This window comes from uncultured Xylophilus sp., assembly GCA_913776965.1.
In the GTDB taxonomy this organism is placed as follows: Bacteria; Pseudomonadota; Gammaproteobacteria; order Burkholderiales; family Burkholderiaceae_C; genus Xylophilus.
Map to the genome: position 1 here is coordinate 1 of CAJYQL010000103.1, position 16,142 is coordinate 16,142.

Here is a 16,142-nt window from a genome sequence, read left to right on the forward strand (position 1 = left end):
CTTCTCCTCGGGTCGTGGTAGTGGTAGTAGGAAATCGGATCGGATCGGCCGCCGACAACCGGCTACAGCATGCCGCCGTTGATCGAGACGATCTGGCCAGTGATGTAGCCAGCCGCATCGCTTGCCAGGAAGCCGGCGAGCGCCGCGACCTCCTCGGGCGTGCCGGCGCGCTTGGCCGGCACCATGCGGGCGATGTCGTCGGCAGCGAATGCGTCGGCCGCCATCGGCGAGGCGATGATGCCCGGCGCGATCGCGTTGACCGTCACACCGCGCGAGGCGACCTCCATCGACAGCGCCTTGGTCGCGCTGTTGATCGCGCCCTTGGCGGCGGCATAGTTCACCTGCCCGCGGTTCCCGGCCAGCGCCGATACCGACGACAGATTCAGGATGCGGCCCCAGCGGGTCCGCAGCATCGGCAGCAGCAGCGGCTGGGTGACGCGGAAAAATCCGTTGAGCGACACGTCGATGACCCGGTGCCACTGTTCGGGCCGCATGCCGGGCAGGACCGCGTCGTCGTGCACTCCGGCGTTGTTGACCAGGATCTGCACCGGGCCGTCGGCCAGCAGCCGCTCGCAGGCGGCGGCGCAGGCGTGATCGTCGCGCAGGTCGAATGCCGTGCAGCTCGCCCGACCGCCGGCCGCGCCGATCTCCGCAGCCAGGGCTTCGACCGCTTCCGGCCGGCTGCTGGCATGCAGCACGACCTGCGCACCGTCGGCCGCCAGCCGGCGGGCGATGGCGGCGCCCAGTGCGCCGCTGGCGCCGGTCACCAAGGCGCGGCGGCCGGCATGCGGAAGGGGTGAAGACAACATGGGTTGCATCAAGTTTTCAGAAGGAAATCGGCATTCTGCGCAGGATGCGCCTGCGCAGGCAGCTATCAATTGAATAGCATCATGTTTCTACGTGGCTGCCGGCAGCGGCGTGTCGAGCACGACCACCGCCCTGCCCTCCGCCAGCGTCCGGCCGTCGTCGGCGGCCACACGGAAGGCATACAGCACCTGCCGGTCGTCGCCCGACAGCCGCGTGGCGTGGACCTGCAGGTCGCCCGCCACGTCGTCGAGCCGGCTCACCTGCAGCCGGACCGACCGCACGCTGGCGATGAAACCGGGGCGCGGGTCGGGCGCGACGTCCGGCGACCGGGCTTCCGCCACCAGCCCGCCGTGCAGCGCCATCGCCTGCGCCGCATATTCGATCGCGCACGGTGCGAGCAGGCCGCTTGCTGTCCGCATCGGGTGACCGGGATCGCGGTGATCGGAGGCGCTGCAGTGCACCGTCTCGGGCGACCAAGCGCAAAGCGCATCGAGCAGGCACATGCGGCCGTGATGCGGAATGCGCCGGGCGATGCCGGCCCGGTCGAGCAGCGGAACAGCGACAAGCGCGGGTGTCGATCCATGAGTCATGGCGTGCCGCCCTCTAGCTGCAGGCGCAACGCCAGTTCGCCGGCCAGCGCTAGGGTCACCTGCCCGGAACCGCCGGCAGCGAGCGCCTGCAGCAGCGGTAGGCTGCGCGCCGCGGGCACGCCGGTGCGCAGCGCCTCCAGGCCCGCGTCGGCGCAGGCGTCCGGCCGGAAGCGGCCGGTGTCGAAGCGCAGCACCGGCGCGCCGGGGTGCGGTTCGGGCGACAGCAGCAGCGCCGCACCGAATGGCGCCACCAGCGGACGCCGGCCATGCAGCGGCTCCGGATACGGCACGTCGGCGCTGACCAGCAGCACCGGACGGCGCCATCGGAGCGCCTGGCTCGCCGCCTCCAGCAGGCCGGCGCCGAAACTCGCGTCGTAGCCGCACAGGCTGGTCGACGGCGCCCGGCTGGCGCAGCCGATGTGCCAGTAGCCGGCGGGCGCGTTGTGCACCGAATTGGTGAAGCGGGTCGGCGACACCACGCGGTCCGGCAGTGCGAGGGCCGCGCAGAGCGCGTCGCAGTTCGCACCATCGCCGCTGGACGCGCTGAAGACCGTGGCCAGCGTGCGCGGATCGACGCCGGCCATCGCCACCGCCTGCTCCGCCACCGCGAGCGAGAACTTCACGATCGCGCCGCTGCGGCGCCGCTCGGCCGGCGGCAGCCGGGCCGGCGCGGGGGCGACCACCGGCGCATCGGCCCAGCGGCCGGGTGCGCCGAGCGTCGCACGGGCGGTCGCCCAGTCCGGCAGGCCTGGGCCGATCACGCCGATTCCGAGAACCTGGAGAGCCGGGGCGACCACGGCGGAGGTGGTGTCGGCGGCGCTCATCGTGCGGCTCCGAATATCAGGCACGCGTTCGATCCGCCGAACCCGAAGGAATTGCTGGCGACCACCCGCAGCGCCGGGTCGGCGACCGCCGGTCCGGCGACGTAGCGCAGGCCCAGTTGCGGATCGGGTGTGCGCAGGTTGGCGCCGCCGGGCACCAGCCGGTGCTCCAGCGCAAGCATCGCGATCACCGCCTCCACCCCGCCTGCCGCACCCAGCGTGTGGCCGGTCGCGCCCTTGGTCGAGCTGCAGCGCAGGCCGGTGCCGAAGACGCTCTGCACCGCCCGGTCCTCGGCCGCGTCGTTGCTCGGCGTGGCGGTGCCATGCAGGTTGAGGTAGTCGACATGGTCGGGCCGCAGCCCGGCCTGGTCGAGCGCCATGCGCATCGCCTCGGCCGCGCCGGCGCCTTCCGGATGGGGGCTGCTCATGTGGTGGCCGTCGCTGGTTTCGCCGACGCCGAGCAGCCAGGCGCGCGGGGCCTTAGCGCTGCGTTCCAGCAGCGCGAAGGCGGCGGCCTCGCCGAGCGACAGGCCGGCGCGGTCCGCATCCCAGGGGCGGCAGATGTCCGGCGACAGCAATTCGAGCGACTGGAACCCGTAGAGCGTCGTCAGACACAGGCTGTCGACGCCGCCGACCACCGCTGCATCGATCAGACCGAGGTCGAGCATCCGCGCCGCGCTGCCGAACACCTTGGCGCTCGAGGAGCACGCGGTGGAGACGACGAAGGCGGGTCCTTCCAGCCCCAGCGCCTCGCGCACGAAACCGGCGACCGAATAGGTGTTGTGCGTTTCGGCGTAATGGAAATCGGCGGGCAGCGCTCCCGTCTGCGGATCGCGACGCCGGTAGGCCCGTTCGGTTTCCAGGATGCCCGAGGTGCTGGTGCCCAGGAACACGCCGATGCGGCCCGCGCCCAGCCGCGCCCGCGCGTCGTCGATCGCCGCGAGGAAGCCGTCGGCCTGCAGGCCCATCCAGGCGAGCCGGTTGTTGCGGCACTCCCAGGCGGACAACGGTGCCGGCAGCGGAACGGCATCCACGTCGGGTACCTCGCCGATCCAGGTGTCGAGTACTGCGGTCTCGAAATGGCGGCGCGCCAGGGCGGTCCGGCCGTCGCGCAGCCCGTCGAGCAGGGGGCCGGTCCCCGCGCCGAAGGCGGTGGTCGCGGTGTAGGCCGTGACGGCGTGGGCCGCGGTCGCGCTCATGCGGCTCCTTCCGCGGACGCCACGTCGGCGACCAGCAATACGTTGGCGAACGGCGTGCCCTGGCTCATCGGCAGGCGCCGCACCGAAAAACCGATCTCCCCTAGCAGCGCGGCCCACGCGTCGAGCGTCCGCCCCCAGGTCGGCGAGACCCGGTGGCCGCGGATACGGGTGACGGTGCGGTCCACCCACTGGCTGACCGCGAAGCCGCGCCGCTGCGCCGCATCGCCGACCCGCAGCAGCAGCCGGCCGCCGGGCTGCAGTGCCGCATGCACCCGCCCCAGCACTGCACGCTGGGCGGCATGGTCGACGTAGTGCAATACGTCGAGGATCACGACCAGGTCCGACGCCGGCAGATCGGTGCGGCACATGTCGCCGCAGACGAAGCGCGGTGCGCTTGGCAGGCGGCCGATGCCGCGCTCGGCACGCTCGACGTCGCGGGGCATGAGTTCGATGCCGGTGTACCGGGTGCTCCGCGGCGCGGGCGGCCACTCGGCAGGCCAGCGCCCGCCGGACTGCAGGGTGTCCGCGCTGTGCAGGAGGCTGGCGAGCAGCCCCTGCCCGCAGCCGATGTCCAGCACCCACCGCGCCCCCGGTCGGGCCAGGCCCTGCGCCAGGATCTGCCGGAACACCGGGTCGTGCCCGAGCTTGCCGCGCGCGAAATGCCAGCCGAAGCGGCCGGCGGCACGGTACGGCGCGGTCGCGTCGGCATGCAGGATGCGCCAGGCGGCGTCGGGGGCCAGGGGTGTGGTCATGAAGAAATAGGAGAAGAGTCGCTGCCTTGGGCGAGGGCCTGCGGCAGCGTGACGCTGCGCAGTCCCGCGGCCGTGAACGCCGCGAGCAGGCCGGGCAGCACGTCGAGCACCACCGCACGGCCGGCCGGGCTGCGCGCGGCATGGCCGTCGTGCAGCAGCAGGATATCGCCCGCCGCCAGCCCGCGCAGCAGCCGGTCGCGCACCAGGGCCGGATCGCCCTCGCGGGTGTCGTAGGCCCGTCGCGTCCAGCTCACCAGCGACAGTCCGCGCCGGTGCAGCACCGGCGCGAGGAAGGGGTTGCGCAGCCCCGCAGGTGCCCGAAAGCAGGTGGGCCGCGCGCCGAGCACATCCTCCAGGATGGCCTGCGCCCGGTCGATCTCGGCCGCATAGCCGCGCGGGCCCAGGACGGAAAAGTTATGCCGGTGGCACGCCGTGTGGTTCTGCACGCTGTGGCCGCGAGCGACGATTTCGCGCGCCAGTGCCGGCGCCGCCCGCACTCGGTCGGCGATGCAGAAGAAGGTCGCCCGCTGGCCGGCCGCATCCAGCAGATCGAGTACCGTCGGCGTGACCGCCGGTTCGGGCCCGTCGTCGATCGTCAGCGCCACCGCTCCCCGTGCCACGGCGGACGCCGGCAGCCGGCGCAGGTTCGGTCCGAGCCAGTCGCTGCGCGGCAGCAGCCCGGCCGCCGTGATGCCGGCATGGTTCAGGGCGACCGCGCCGAGGGCCCACGGCCAGGCACCGGGCACCGCGACCGCAGCCAACGCGGCCCCGCCATGCAGCACGGCGCTCGCCTGCAGGAACGGCGGGATCGGCCACGGGCCGGTAGTGGAGGCGGCGATGGAAGAGGTCGATGAAGGCGGCGGCATGGAGCGTTGCACGGCCCGGAGGCTGGACGCGCGCGGATTATCCATGCCGCCGCACCTCGCGCTGCGCCGAGAAGGTCGCCGACAGCAGCAGCGCCAGCAGCGCCCCGGGCGCCACCACCTGCCCGATCGCCGAGAGCGCCGGAATGTGCGACAGCGCGATCAGCCCGAACGACACGACCGTCGTCAGGTTGGCGAGCAGCAGCGACGCGAGCGTGTCCTCGTCCGCGCCGCCGCTCTGCCGCAACTGGTCGAAGAACAGGGCGTAGTTCGACCCTACGGCCACCACCAGCAGCAGCCCGACCAGATGCAGGATGCCGAGGGCGGGCCAGCCCGCGAACGCGTGGCCGAGCGCCAGGCCACCCAGCACCAGCAGCACCGCGAGTGCCAGCGGCAGGCACACCGCCGCCAGCCGCCGGAGCGACCGCAGGTACACCCCCAGCAGCACCGCGACGGCCAGCGCGCCCAGCAGGACCTGCACCACCGCCTCGTGCAGGTAGCGTTCGTACAGGCTGTCGAGTTCGTGCTTCACATCCACCACCTGCAGGCCCGGCAGCCCATCGAGCGCCTGCCGCAACGCAGTGTCGTCGTAGCGTGCCCCAGGGTGCAAGGCGATGATCGTCGTCCAGCCGCCGCCCAGGCGCTCGACCAGCAGCGCACGGACCAGCGGGCCGAGCGGGCCTTCGGCCGCACGGCGCTCGTCCAACAGCGCCGCGCTGCGCGCCGCCTCGATATCGACGATGAAGGGTTCGAGGCGGTCCGGTCGCAGCGGCTGGCCCTGCAGCGCCTCGGCGACCCGCTGACGCAGCGCTTCGGCGGTCGGCAAGGCCGCCTGCCGGGCTTGCTGAGCGGCAAGGCTCGGCAAGATGTGCGTCACCGTGTCGTAGCCGGTCAACACGCCCTCCTCTATCAATCGGTCCAGCCGGGGACCGGCCGCTTCGGCGGTGCGCAGCACCGATTGCACGTCGGCGCCCTGCGCGACGACCAGCGTGCGTGCATCGCTCGCACCGATGTCGGCACGCAACGCCGCGTCGAGGGCCTGCGCGCTGCGCGGCACCGGGCTCATCGCGCCCAGGTCGCTCTGCCACAGCCGGGCGCCCTGCCACGCGACCACCGCTGCTGCCGCGACGCCCACGATGGCCACCAGCGGACGCAGCCGCGGCAGGCTGCGAACCAGCGCTGCCGCCACCCGCGCCAGCTGGCGCCGCAGGCCGCGCCCGGGCGCACCGTCGGGCGCCAGGACCGGCAGCAGATACCGGGTCGCCAGAGCGGCTGCCGCGAGCCCCGCGAGCGAGAACACCCCCAGCTGCGCCAGCCCCGGAAAGCCCGAGAACACCAGCGCCGCAAAACCGACCACCGAGGTGAGCACGCCGAGCCGCACCGTCGGCCAGTGGCGGGTGCGCCAGTCGCGCCAGCCGGTGCCCGGCGCTGCCACGCCGCGCGCCTGGATCAGGTAGTAGATCGCGTAGTCCACCGTCTCGCCGATCAGCGTGCTGCCGAAGCCGAGCGTCAGGCCGTGGACGGTCCCGAAGGCCAGCGCCACGGCGGCGGTGCCGACGACCACCCCCGTGGCGACCGGCAGTGCTGCCAGCAGCAGCGCACGGGGCGATGCGAAGGCGAGCAGCAGCAGTCCCCCCATCACCGCAGCGCCGACCGCCGCGAGCTGGATCGCCTCGCGCTTGATGCGGTCGCGGCTCTCCACGGCGAAGACGGGGGGGCCGCTCACCTGCAGCGTGAGCTGCGGGCGGTCCAGAGCCGCAAAGGCGCTGCGCACCTGCGCCAGCGCGGCCGCCTGCGCATCCAGGTCGGCTCCGGCCGCCCGGGTCCCGGCCAGCAACAGCGCGCGTGGCGCTGTCCGGGACACCCATACACCCTCCTCGCTCCGGGGCGCGTCGCGCGGCAGCAGCGCTTCCGCGATCCGCTGGGTTTCACCCGTCGGATCGCGCTCCAGCAGAGGCCGCAGCGCGTTGCCGGCCGGCGTGCCGAGCTGCGACAGGGTGTCGCCGATCGCATCGGCGAGGCCGGCCACGGTGAAGCGTTCCGGCGTGACGGCCGGGCTGAGCTGGTAGCGGTGGTCCACCAGCCAGCGGCCGGCCGCCTCCCAGTCGGTAGTGTCGCCGTTCTGCACCTGGTCGAACAGTCCGCTGGTCCGCATCGCCCGCGACAGCCCGCGGGATGCGTCGGCGCGCTCGGCGGCCGAGCCGCCGTCGATGCCGATCAGCAGCGTGCGCGCCGCCGGCCCGCTCTGCAACTGGTCGATCAGCAACTGCTGACGGGCATCCGGGCTCTGCGGCAGAAAGGCGGACAGGTCGGCGCTGAACGGCGCCCGCAGGATCAGCACGATGCCGACGGCCATCGCCGCCAGCCAGACGAGCACCGCCGTTCCGCGCCGTGGCGCCGCGGCCAGATTCACGGCACGGCCGCCCGGACAGGCGTCACGGCCGTGACCGCGCGGTCGCCGTTGCGGAAGTCCAGCTCCACCCCGAGCAGCGTGCCTTCGCGGCCCGACAAGCGCAGGTTCTGGACCTGGGCGGCCAGCCGCTCGTCCCGCGGCAGCAGCTCCAGCGACCAGTTCGACGGGCTGCCGGCCAGCGCCGTGCGAAAGTGCCGCTCCAGCACCGCGGCGTCGCCGGCCAGCGTCCCGCGCAGCGCTTCGACCAGACCCAGCAGTTCGGGCGTGCTGTCCAGCGACAGGGTCCGGCTGCGGCCGCTGCGGGTCAGCGTCACGGTGTTGCCCTGCACCACCATGCTCTCGGGCCGCGGCTGCAGCGTGTGCCGCTCCAGACGGTCGGGCGCGGTATAGCGCAGGGTGCCGGATGCCAGCAGCGGCCCGTCGAAGCCGCGGACGAAGCGCTGCTCGGTGAAACGCGCCTCGCCGGAGGTCTGGCGCGCCAGCAGACGCATCAGCTCGGCCAGATCGAAGGCCCAGGCCCCGGTGCTGCACCCGGCCAGTACCAGGGCGGCCAGCCAGCGGCGGCGGTCATTGCGCGTCTTCACGCCAGAAATCATGGAAATTGAACCAGTTGTAGGGTGCCTCGCGGCACAGCCGCTCGACGCGGGCGACGTAGGCGTCCATCGCGCGGTGGATCCGGGCGTCCTGGGCCGCGGCACTCCCCGCGGGGGTGCTGAAGTCGGCGAGCGGCTCGAAGTACACGTCGTAGCAGGCCCCGCCTGCCCAGGTCGCGGCCATGAAATACACCGGCCGGCGCAGCAGCGCCGCCAGCCGGAACGGCCCTTCGCTGAACGGCGCGGGCGTGCCGAGGAAAGGAATGTCGCGGGTCGCGTCGCGCCGCACGGCGGTGGAAATCGTGCGGTCCACCAGCATGCCGGCGAGGCCGCCGCCCTCCAGCCAGTCGCGTACCGTCAGCATCGCTTCGGGCCGGCCGAGGGCGATGACGGCCGCCCGCTCGGCGTCCGGCGCGATCGCGTCCAGCACCGCATTGATCTGCCGTGCGTTGTCCGGATACATCAGCATCGCGATGCGCATGCCGCCCTTGAGCCGGCCCGCATGGCCGATCGCATCGAAGCTGCCGACGTGGGCGCCCATCAGGAAGGCGCCTCTGCCGCCGGTCAGGACGGACAGCACCGTATCGGGCCCGTGCACCCGCACCTCGAAACGACCGGCATGGCCGCGCAGGAAATAGATCCGGTCCACCACCGTGATCGCGAAGGCATGGATCACGCGGAAGCAGTCGCGCCACCGTGCCGGCCGGCCGAGCACCCGGTTCAGGTAACGCCGGACGTTACGGCGCGGCCCGGCGGCCGCCAGCAGGAAATACAGACTGACCGGCACCAGCAGCAGATGGGCGACGCGGCGCCCCAGGGTGAGCGCCGCCCAGCACATCGCCCGCAGCGCGACGCGGTTGCTGCGCTCGGGCGTCTGCGACCAGTCGGCCGACGTGGTGCTCATGCGGCAGCCTCTCCGGAGGCTCCGGCCCGTTGCCATCGCCCACGGGCGACAACGGTCGCGCCGGTCCGGACCACCATGTCGGCCGCAGCAGGGGCACCGGCCGCGGCGGGCTCCAGGCGAATGTCCAGCACGGCGCCCGGTCGGACCGGTGCGAGGAACTTGGCCGAAACCAGCGTCGGATGCAACCCGAGGTACGCAGCCCACGCGGGCGCCGTGCGGACGGCTTCCAGGACCTCGGCCAGCAGCGACGCGCCGGGCAGCAGGGGCTGGCCCGGAAAATGGCCGTCGAACACCGGACGGTCGGCATGGATGGCCCGCTCGAACGTGGCGGCCGGCGGCGGTTCGACCGTGGATGCGGCCGGCGGCTGTGCCGAGGCCAAGGCGGCCAGGGCCTTCCGGGTCAGCTTTCCGGTCGCCTCCCGCGGCAGCGCGGGGACCATCACCACCCTGCGGGGCACGAACGCCGGTTCCAGCCGATCGCGCAACCCGGCGATCACGTCCGCCGGCTGCAGCGCCGGTGCGACAACGAAGGCCACCGGTCGCACCACGCCGTCGGCGACGTCGTCCGGCAGCCAGAACGCACCGTCCTGCACGCCCGGGATGCTGTTGAGGTGGAAATCCAGGTGGCCGAGCGAGCTGCGCTTGCCGGCGACGTGCACCAGGTCGTTGCTGCGGCCGAGCAGCCGGAAATGACGATCGTCGCGGAGTTCCAGCACATCCGCCAGCGGCGTCGGTTCGGCCACATGGCCGCCTTCGACCACGAAACAGGACAGGCCGTCGGTATCGGAGGGCCGCGCGGCGATGCGCAGCGCGCCGAAGGTGCGCCACTCTTCGCCCGCCGTGGTCCGGCGCGTCGCGACCTGACCGGCTTCGGTGCAACCGTAGATCTCCATCAGCTGCCCGCCGAAGGCTGCCTCTGCCCGGGCGGCGAGTTGGGGCGACAGCGGCGCGGTCGCCGACAGCACCAGATCGACCGGCGGCAACACAAGGCCGGCGTCCAGCAGCATCTTCAGGTGGAAGGGCGTGGTCACCAGCGCCCGGGGGCGCGGCACCGATGCCAGGGCCGCTGCGATGTCGGCTGGATAGAACGGCCGGCCGCTGTCGAAGGCCGCGCCGCCCAGCAGCCCCAGCAGCACGGTCGATTCGAAGCCGTAGCTGTGCTGCGCGGGCACCGTGGCGACCAGCGCCAGCCCTTCCAGCGACGGATGGCCGAGGCATTCGGCAAGCCGCTGGGCGGCAGCGGCTACGTTCTGGTGCAGGGCGCCCCACGTTTTGCCGTGCGGCTGCGGAGCGCCGGTGGAGCCGGATGTGAGCAGCGTGGCGGCCAGCAGATGGTCATCGACCTGCGGTACGGAAACGGCTTCTGCCTCCCCGTTATCGGCGCCGTCGGCATCCACCACAACGGCGGCAAGGCCGGCAGGATGGGGCATGCCCGGCTCGACGAAAACGAACGCATCGGCATGGTCGTGCTGCAGCCGGCGCAAGGTGTCCTCGCGCGCATCCGGCGGGAGCAGGCTCGGCCGGCCGGCGAGCAGCGCGGCTGCCAGCCCGACGGCGAAACGGTAGCGGTCGGTACATAGGTTCACCGCCGCGCCCGTGGCTGGCAGCCGGCCGGCCAGCGCACGTACGTCGGCCAGAAACGCGTCCGTGCCGACCGGCCGGCCGTTCCGCCAGGCGACCGGTGCACTGCGGCTCCGCTCCCTGGCGAGCGGCAGGTCGCGGCTCACGGCCTGCGCTCCTGCGGGCCTGCGGCGGACACGGCGCGTACCGCCCGCACCGCGTCGGCGATGCTGACCCGCTCGAATTCCGGATGCAGCCGGTAGCGCAGCAGGTGCTCTCCGAGGAACAACGCGCCGATCAGCACCGGCGTCAGCACGTTGCCCAGTACCGACCAGAGGTCGAACGGCAGCAGCAGGTAGACCGCCACCGATACGGCCGCCATCGCGAAGAAATAGACGCTCCACACCACCGTCAGGCGGCGGGTGTAGGCGGCCATCGACGGCGTCAGCGTGCCGTGCACCCGCGCAGCGAAACTGCCGATCAACGACTGCCGGCCGGCGCGCAAGGTGCTGGCGAACCATCCGCCCAGCAGAACGTGGGTCCCGACGTGCTGCAGCAGGTACAGGCCCTGCACCCCGCCGGCACCGCCGCGCAGCACCAGCGCGGCGATGCCCGCTGCCAGCAGCGCCAGCAGCAGCCATCCGGCCGCACCGCAGCGCGACGGCAGGAAACCCGCAGCCGCCAGAAGCAACGGCCCGAGCAGCACCGCCGCTGCCCACGGCGCTTCGGCGTGCCGCACCATCAGCCAGTGCGACAGCAGCGCATAGCCGGCAGCGCCTGCGAGCAGACCGATCAGGGGCCTCGGCGGCATGGACGAACCGTCGTCAGGGTGGTCAGGCCGCGCGGTGCGCCTCGACGTGGGCCGCCAGGCTGCGCAGCGACTGGAAGATCTGCTGATTGCGCTCGTCGTCGGAGCGCAGCTGGAAGCCGTAGCGTCGGGACACTTCCAGCGCCACTTCGAGGATGTCGATCGAATCGAGACCCAGCCCATCGCCGTACAGCGGGGCCCCAGGGTCGATCGCCTCGGCCGTCGTTTCGAGGCCGAGCGCATCGACCAGCAGGATGGCGATTTCGTGTTCCAGCGGCGTCTGGGCGGAGCCGGTGTCCGGGGCGTGGGGAGTGTGGGCAGAGGACGACAACGTAAGCTCCCGGGAGGCTGGCTGGACGACAAAAAAGGAGCGCGATTATAGGTTTGGCCCCGCTACGGGGCCGGCTGCGGCGCCCGGGGGCGTCGGTACACTGCCACACACCTCCCGTCACGCCGAGCGCCCCACCGCCATGACCGCTGCCATCCCCGTCGCCCGCAATGCGTCCGCCACGTTCGAACTGCTGCCCGCCTGGGCGAACCGCCACGGCCTGGTCACCGGCGCGACCGGCACCGGCAAGACGGTGACGCTGCAGGCGCTCGCAGAAGGTTTCTCGCGCATCGGCGTGCCGGTGTTCATGGCCGACGTCAAGGGCGACCTCGCCGGTATCGGCCAGCCCGGCCGGATCGGCGACAAGCTGCGTTCGGTGCTGGCCAGCCGCGGCATCGACGCCCCGGCGCCGGAGGCCTGCCCCGTCACCTACTGGGATGTGTTCGGCGAAAAAGGCCATCCGGTGCGGGCGACCGTCTCCGACATGGGTCCACTGCTCCTCGGCCGCATGCTCGACCTGAACGAAACCCAGGCCGGCGTGCTGAACCTGGTCTTCAAGATCGCCGACGACCGCGGCCTGCCGGTGCTCGATCTGAAGGACCTGCGGGCGATGCTGCAGTACGTCGGCGACAACGCGGCCGAATTCAAGACCGCCTACGGCAACGTGAGCGCAGCGAGCGTGGGCGCCATCCAGCGCGGCCTGCTGCAGATCGAGGGCCAGGGCGGCGACCGGTTCTTCGGCGAGCCGATGCTCGACATCGCCGACCTGCTGCAGACCGTCGCCGGCCGCGGCGTGGTCAACGTGCTGGCGGCCGAGCGGCTGATGCAGTCGCCGCGGCTCTACGCGACCTTCCTGCTCTGGCTGCTGTCCGAACTGTTCGAGCATCTGCCGGAAATCGGCGACCCGGACAAGCCGAAGCTGGTCTTCTTCTTCGACGAGGCCCACCTGCTGTTCGACGAGGCGCCGAAGGCGCTGGTCGAACGGATCGAGCTGGTGGTGCGGCTGGTCCGCTCCAAGGGGGTGGGCGTGTACTTCGTGACGCAGAACCCGCTTGACATTCCGGATGCGGTGCTCGGCCAGCTCGGCAACCGGATACAGCACGCGTTGCGCGCCTTCACCCCGCGCGACCAGAAGGCGGTGCGCGCCACCGCCCAGACGATGCGCCAGCGGCCGGGCCTGGACATCGAGGCCGCGATCACCGAACTGGCGGTCGGGGAAGCGCTGGTCAGCCTGCTCGACGCGCAGGGCCGCCCCGGCATCACCGACCGCGCCTTCGTGCTGCCGCCCGCCAGCCTGCTCGGCCCGATCACCGACGAGCAGCGGGCCGCGGCGATGCAGTCCTCGCTGGTGGCCGGCGTGTACGAAAAGGTGGTGGACCGCGAATCCGCCTACGAGATGCTGCGCGGCCGTACCGAGGCGTCGAGCACCGCGGCACAGGGACGTGCGCCCGGGGCGGCCGGTCCTGCCGGCATACCAGGCGGCGCGATGGCCGACGCCGGCGGCGGCGGCTGGCTCGGCGGCCTGAACGACGTGCTGTTCGGCTCGACCGGCCCGCGGGGCGGCAAGCGCGACGGCCTCGCGCAGGCGATGGCCAAGTCCGCCGTGCGGACCATGGGCACCAGCGTCGGCAAGGAAATCGTGCGCGGCGTGCTGGGCAGCCTCTTCGGTGGCAGCGGCGGCCGGCGGCGCTGACACCCGCGCGGGCACCGGTACCCTGCTGGCATCGTCCTTGCTGAGTGTGCCGGCGCGCCCTGCGCGCAAGCCGCCTTGCGCCGGCATCCGCCGCGCCGTAGAGTGGCTCTTTGCACAGGAAGCGACCATGGCCCCAGTGTCCCCCGCCGCCGCCGTCGAGACGGCGATCCCCACCGCCGTGATCCCGGCGGAACTCCCGGCCAAGCCGCCCGTCGCCGCGCCGCGGCACATCCGGCTGACATCGCATAGCGGCGGATTCGGCGCGCTACCGGTGCGCTGGGGCGCCGAGACCGCGGCGTTGCGCGGCCCGGTGGTCGCGACGACCACCCAGCGCCCGCACCGCAACGTGATCGGCACCCACAGCGGCTCCTACAGCGTCTACCGGGCGCTGGCAGTCGCCTCGGGCGCGCTGTCGGCGCACCACCGCGCGGACCTGACCAACACAGCGCCGACCGACAGCATCGGACCCTATCCGCAGTGGAGCGATCCGCAGCGCATCGTCTCGCTCGACCCCTGGGGCGCGGTGGTCGCCGACGCGTTCGCGGCCGAACTGGCGGCGGGCTACGACATCCGCCCCACCATCGCCGTCACCAAGGCCCATGTACTGCTGCCCGAGGTGATGGAGGCGCTGCACAAGGGCCGGCTGCAGCCCGACGGCCGGATCCTGGATGCGCACGGCGCGGCCCTGGTCACGAAGGTCGCTGTCGAGCCGGTCTGGTACCTGCCCGAGATCGCCCGCCGCTTCGGCTGCAGCGAGACCGACCTCCGCCGCGTGCTCTTCGAAGAGACCGGCGGCATGTATCCCGAACTGGTCACCCGGTCGGACCTGGAAGTGTTCCTGCCGCCCATCGGCGGGCAGACCCTCTACATCTTCGGCAACCCGCGCGACCTGGCGGACCCGTCGGTCGAGCTCACCGCGCGGGTCCACGACGAATGCAACGGCTCCGACGTGTTCGGCTCCGACATCTGCACCTGCCGCCCCTACCTGACCCACGCGATCGAGGAATGCATCCAGGGCGCGCAACGCGGCGGCGTAGGACTGGTCGCCTATTCGCGCAAGGAAGGCCGTGCGCTCGGCGAGGTGACCAAGTTCCTGGTCTACAACGCCCGCAAGCGCCAGGTCGGCGGCGACACCGCGAGCCAGTACTTCGCCCGCACCGAATGCGTGGCCGGCGTGCAAGACATGCGGTTTCAGGAACTGATGCCGGATGTGCTCCACTGGCTCGGCATCACCAAGATCCATCGACTGGTCTCGATGAGCAAAATGAAGTACGACGCGATCACCGGCTCGGGCATCGAGGTCGGCGTGCGCGTCAACATTCCCGACGAACTCATCCCGGCCGACGCTCGCGTCGAGATGGACGCCAAGATGGCGGCCGGTTACTTCACCCCCGGCGCGGTCCCCGACGCGCAGGAACTCGCCAAGGCCAAAGGCCGCGGCCTCGACGCATGACCGACCACTCGCACGATTCCGCCGCCCAGATCCTTTCCGCCATCGACGCCGACGCGGCGCTGCGCCCCCAAGGCGCGGTGGAACTGCTGTGCAGCACCACGGAGATCCGCCGCCGCGCAGCCGCCCTCCTCGACCGTGCGCGCGCCGGCGGTTCGGAATTCTTCGCCGTCGACGACGCCGCCCTGGATGCGGCGGCCGGAATCGTGGCCGATGTCACCCGCGAGAACTACCCCGACGGCACCATCCCCCTGCACAGCCGCTGGCGCCACCTGGGTGCGGGCGGCGTGGACCGCCGGGCCGCACTGGACCATCTGCTCGGCGACCGTGCGTCGCCCGTCCAGCGCGCCCGCGCGCAGTTCGACCTGACGCTCGTCAGCGTGCTGCTCGACGCCGGTGCGGGCGACGGCTGGCGCTATGCCGAATCGGCCAGCGGCCAGACCTTCGCGCGCTCCGAGGGGCTCGGCGTCGCCAGCTTCCACGCGTTCACCGCCGGGCTCTTCTCCAGCGACCCCGCGCACCCCTGTCAGGTCGATGCCGCCGGGCTGCGCGGCCTGGCGACCGACCATCTCGCGCAGGCGTTCCAGGTCCGCGACAACAACCCGCTCGTCGGCCTGGGCGGCCGCGCGACGCTGTTGCGGCGGCTGGGCGAGACGATGGCGTCGCGGCCCGAATCCTTCGGCACCGCCGGCCGCCCAGCCGGCTTGTTCGATCTGATGACGGATGCCGACCACCACGACATCCCCCCGACGAAGGAGATCCACGCGCATGACCTGCTCACCACGCTGCTGATCACCCTCTCCCCGATCTGGCCGACGGACAACCGGATCGGCGACCGGCCGCTCGGCGACTGCTGGCGGCACCCGGCCGTCGCCGGGCCCGGCCTGACCGATGGCTGGATGCCCTTCCACAAGCTGACGCAGTGGCTCACCTACTCGCTGATCGAGCCGCTCCACTGGGCCGGCGCACGGGTGAACGGCCTGGAGACATTGACCGGCCTGCCCGAATACCGCAACGGCGGCCTGCTGCTCGATGCCGGCGTGCTGCAACTGCGCGATCCGGCGCTCGCCGAGCAGCTCTGGAAGCCCGCCGATCCGCTGATCGTCGAATGGCGGGCTCTCACCGTCGCCCTGCTCGACGAACTGGCGCCCCGCGTACGCCAGCGCCTGGGCGTCTCGGCCGAGGCCATGCCGCTGGCCTGCGTACTCGAAGGCGGCACCTGGGCGGCGGGCCGCAAGATCGCGCACGAGCGCCGCGGCGGACGGCCGCCCTTGCAGATCGACAGCGACGGCACGGTCTTCTGACAGGACTGCTCCGGCCGACAATCTCAACCTCCCCTTGCAGACCGACGAAAGTTTTTC

General features: G+C 72.3%; 15 protein-coding genes. 3 read left to right on the top strand and 12 right to left on the bottom strand.

Going from position 1 to position 16,142, the window contains the following annotated elements:
- Window positions 1–62 precede the first annotated feature (62 nt).
- The 12 genes from fabG to QZ500_RS14740 all read right to left on the bottom strand — a co-directional run bounded on the left by fabG (window position 63) and on the right by QZ500_RS14740 (window position 11,641).
- On the bottom strand, window positions 63–809 hold the full coding sequence (fabG, locus tag QZ500_RS14685; RefSeq protein WP_295856147.1) for a 3-oxoacyl-ACP reductase FabG: 747 nt from the start codon (window positions 807–809) through the stop codon (window positions 63–65).
- Between the two features lie 87 nt (window positions 810–896).
- The gene (locus QZ500_RS14690; protein ID WP_295856148.1) at window positions 897–1,397 is read right to left on the bottom strand and encodes a hydroxymyristoyl-ACP dehydratase; all 501 of its coding nucleotides are present in this window, start codon (window positions 1,395–1,397) and stop codon (window positions 897–899) included.
- Window positions 1,394–2,221 (bottom strand): beta-ketoacyl synthase chain length factor, encoded by an 828-nt coding sequence (locus tag QZ500_RS14695; protein WP_295856149.1) that lies wholly within the window; start codon window positions 2,219–2,221, stop codon window positions 1,394–1,396. The genes QZ500_RS14690 and QZ500_RS14695 overlap by 4 nt, the downstream gene beginning before the upstream one ends.
- Entirely contained in the window at window positions 2,218–3,417 is a 1,200-nt protein-coding gene (locus QZ500_RS14700; RefSeq protein ID WP_295856150.1) for a beta-ketoacyl-[acyl-carrier-protein] synthase family protein, read from the bottom strand. The genes QZ500_RS14695 and QZ500_RS14700 overlap by 4 nt, the downstream gene beginning before the upstream one ends.
- Window positions 3,414–4,169, bottom strand: coding sequence for a class I SAM-dependent methyltransferase (locus QZ500_RS14705; protein WP_295856151.1), 756 nt, complete (start codon window positions 4,167–4,169; stop codon window positions 3,414–3,416). Before QZ500_RS14705 ends, QZ500_RS14700 begins: the two co-directional genes overlap by 4 nt.
- Window positions 4,166–5,035 carry a polysaccharide deacetylase family protein gene (locus QZ500_RS14710; protein ID WP_295856152.1) on the bottom strand — a complete coding sequence of 290 codons (870 nt, stop codon included), beginning with the start codon at window positions 5,033–5,035 and terminating at the stop codon, window positions 4,166–4,168. The genes QZ500_RS14705 and QZ500_RS14710 overlap by 4 nt, the downstream gene beginning before the upstream one ends.
- Before the next feature lie 37 nt (window positions 5,036–5,072).
- Window positions 5,073–7,409, bottom strand: a complete 2,337-nt coding sequence (locus tag QZ500_RS14715; RefSeq protein WP_295856153.1) for an MMPL family transporter — start codon at window positions 7,407–7,409, stop codon at window positions 5,073–5,075.
- A 32-nt stretch (window positions 7,410–7,441) separates the two neighbouring features.
- On the bottom strand, window positions 7,442–8,029 hold the full coding sequence (locus tag QZ500_RS14720; protein ID WP_295856154.1) for a LolA-related protein: 588 nt from the start codon (window positions 8,027–8,029) through the stop codon (window positions 7,442–7,444).
- Window positions 8,013–8,942, bottom strand: coding sequence for an acyl-CoA synthetase (locus tag QZ500_RS14725; RefSeq protein WP_295856155.1), 930 nt, complete (start codon window positions 8,940–8,942; stop codon window positions 8,013–8,015). Before QZ500_RS14725 ends, QZ500_RS14720 begins: the two co-directional genes overlap by 17 nt.
- Window positions 8,939–10,669 (bottom strand): AMP-binding protein, encoded by a 1,731-nt coding sequence (locus QZ500_RS14730; RefSeq protein WP_295856156.1) that lies wholly within the window; start codon window positions 10,667–10,669, stop codon window positions 8,939–8,941. Before QZ500_RS14730 ends, QZ500_RS14725 begins: the two co-directional genes overlap by 4 nt.
- Window positions 10,666–11,313, bottom strand: a complete 648-nt coding sequence (locus QZ500_RS14735; protein WP_295856157.1) for a hypothetical protein — start codon at window positions 11,311–11,313, stop codon at window positions 10,666–10,668. Before QZ500_RS14735 ends, QZ500_RS14730 begins: the two co-directional genes overlap by 4 nt.
- Window positions 11,314–11,335: 22 nt before the next feature.
- The gene (locus QZ500_RS14740) at window positions 11,336–11,641 is read right to left on the bottom strand and encodes a phosphopantetheine-binding protein (RefSeq protein ID WP_295856158.1); all 306 of its coding nucleotides are present in this window, start codon (window positions 11,639–11,641) and stop codon (window positions 11,336–11,338) included.
- 139 nt (window positions 11,642–11,780) lie between these two features.
- On the opposite strand from QZ500_RS14740, the gene QZ500_RS14745 reads away from it, so the two are divergent.
- From QZ500_RS14745 to QZ500_RS14755, 3 genes are all read left to right on the top strand, one after another.
- Window positions 11,781–13,331 carry a helicase HerA-like domain-containing protein gene (locus QZ500_RS14745; protein WP_295856159.1) on the top strand — a complete coding sequence of 517 codons (1,551 nt, stop codon included), beginning with the start codon at window positions 11,781–11,783 and terminating at the stop codon, window positions 13,329–13,331.
- Window positions 13,332–13,458: 127 nt separating this feature from the next.
- A complete protein-coding gene (locus QZ500_RS14750) occupies window positions 13,459–14,784 on the top strand; it encodes a GTP cyclohydrolase II (RefSeq protein WP_295856160.1) in 1,326 nt (441 codons plus the stop codon).
- Window positions 14,781–16,085, top strand: coding sequence for a URC4/urg3 family protein (locus QZ500_RS14755; RefSeq protein ID WP_295856161.1), 1,305 nt, complete (start codon window positions 14,781–14,783; stop codon window positions 16,083–16,085). The genes QZ500_RS14750 and QZ500_RS14755 overlap by 4 nt, the downstream gene beginning before the upstream one ends.
- Window positions 16,086–16,142 lie beyond the last annotated feature (57 nt).

Bases quoted from the DNA above. Each gene is read 5' to 3' on its own strand.
- QZ500_RS14755 (WP_295856161.1), top strand. From the start codon at position 14,781: ATGACCGACCACTCGCACGATTCCGCCGCCCAGATCCTTTCCGCCATC.
- fabG (WP_295856147.1), bottom strand. From the start codon at position 809: ATGTTGTCTTCACCCCTTCCGCATGCCGGCCGCCGCGCCTTGGTGACC.
- QZ500_RS14750 (WP_295856160.1), top strand. From the start codon at position 13,459: ATGGCCCCAGTGTCCCCCGCCGCCGCCGTCGAGACGGCGATCCCCACC.
- QZ500_RS14725 (WP_295856155.1), bottom strand. From the start codon at position 8,942: ATGAGCACCACGTCGGCCGACTGGTCGCAGACGCCCGAGCGCAGCAAC.
- QZ500_RS14700 (WP_295856150.1), bottom strand. From the start codon at position 3,417: ATGAGCGCGACCGCGGCCCACGCCGTCACGGCCTACACCGCGACCACC.
- QZ500_RS14690 (WP_295856148.1), bottom strand. From the start codon at position 1,397: ATGACTCATGGATCGACACCCGCGCTTGTCGCTGTTCCGCTGCTCGAC.
- QZ500_RS14705 (WP_295856151.1), bottom strand. From the start codon at position 4,169: ATGACCACACCCCTGGCCCCCGACGCCGCCTGGCGCATCCTGCATGCC.
- QZ500_RS14745 (WP_295856159.1), top strand. From the start codon at position 11,781: ATGACCGCTGCCATCCCCGTCGCCCGCAATGCGTCCGCCACGTTCGAA.
- QZ500_RS14710 (WP_295856152.1), bottom strand. From the start codon at position 5,035: ATGCCGCCGCCTTCATCGACCTCTTCCATCGCCGCCTCCACTACCGGC.
- QZ500_RS14695 (WP_295856149.1), bottom strand. From the start codon at position 2,221: ATGAGCGCCGCCGACACCACCTCCGCCGTGGTCGCCCCGGCTCTCCAG.
- QZ500_RS14735 (WP_295856157.1), bottom strand. From the start codon at position 11,313: ATGCCGCCGAGGCCCCTGATCGGTCTGCTCGCAGGCGCTGCCGGCTAT.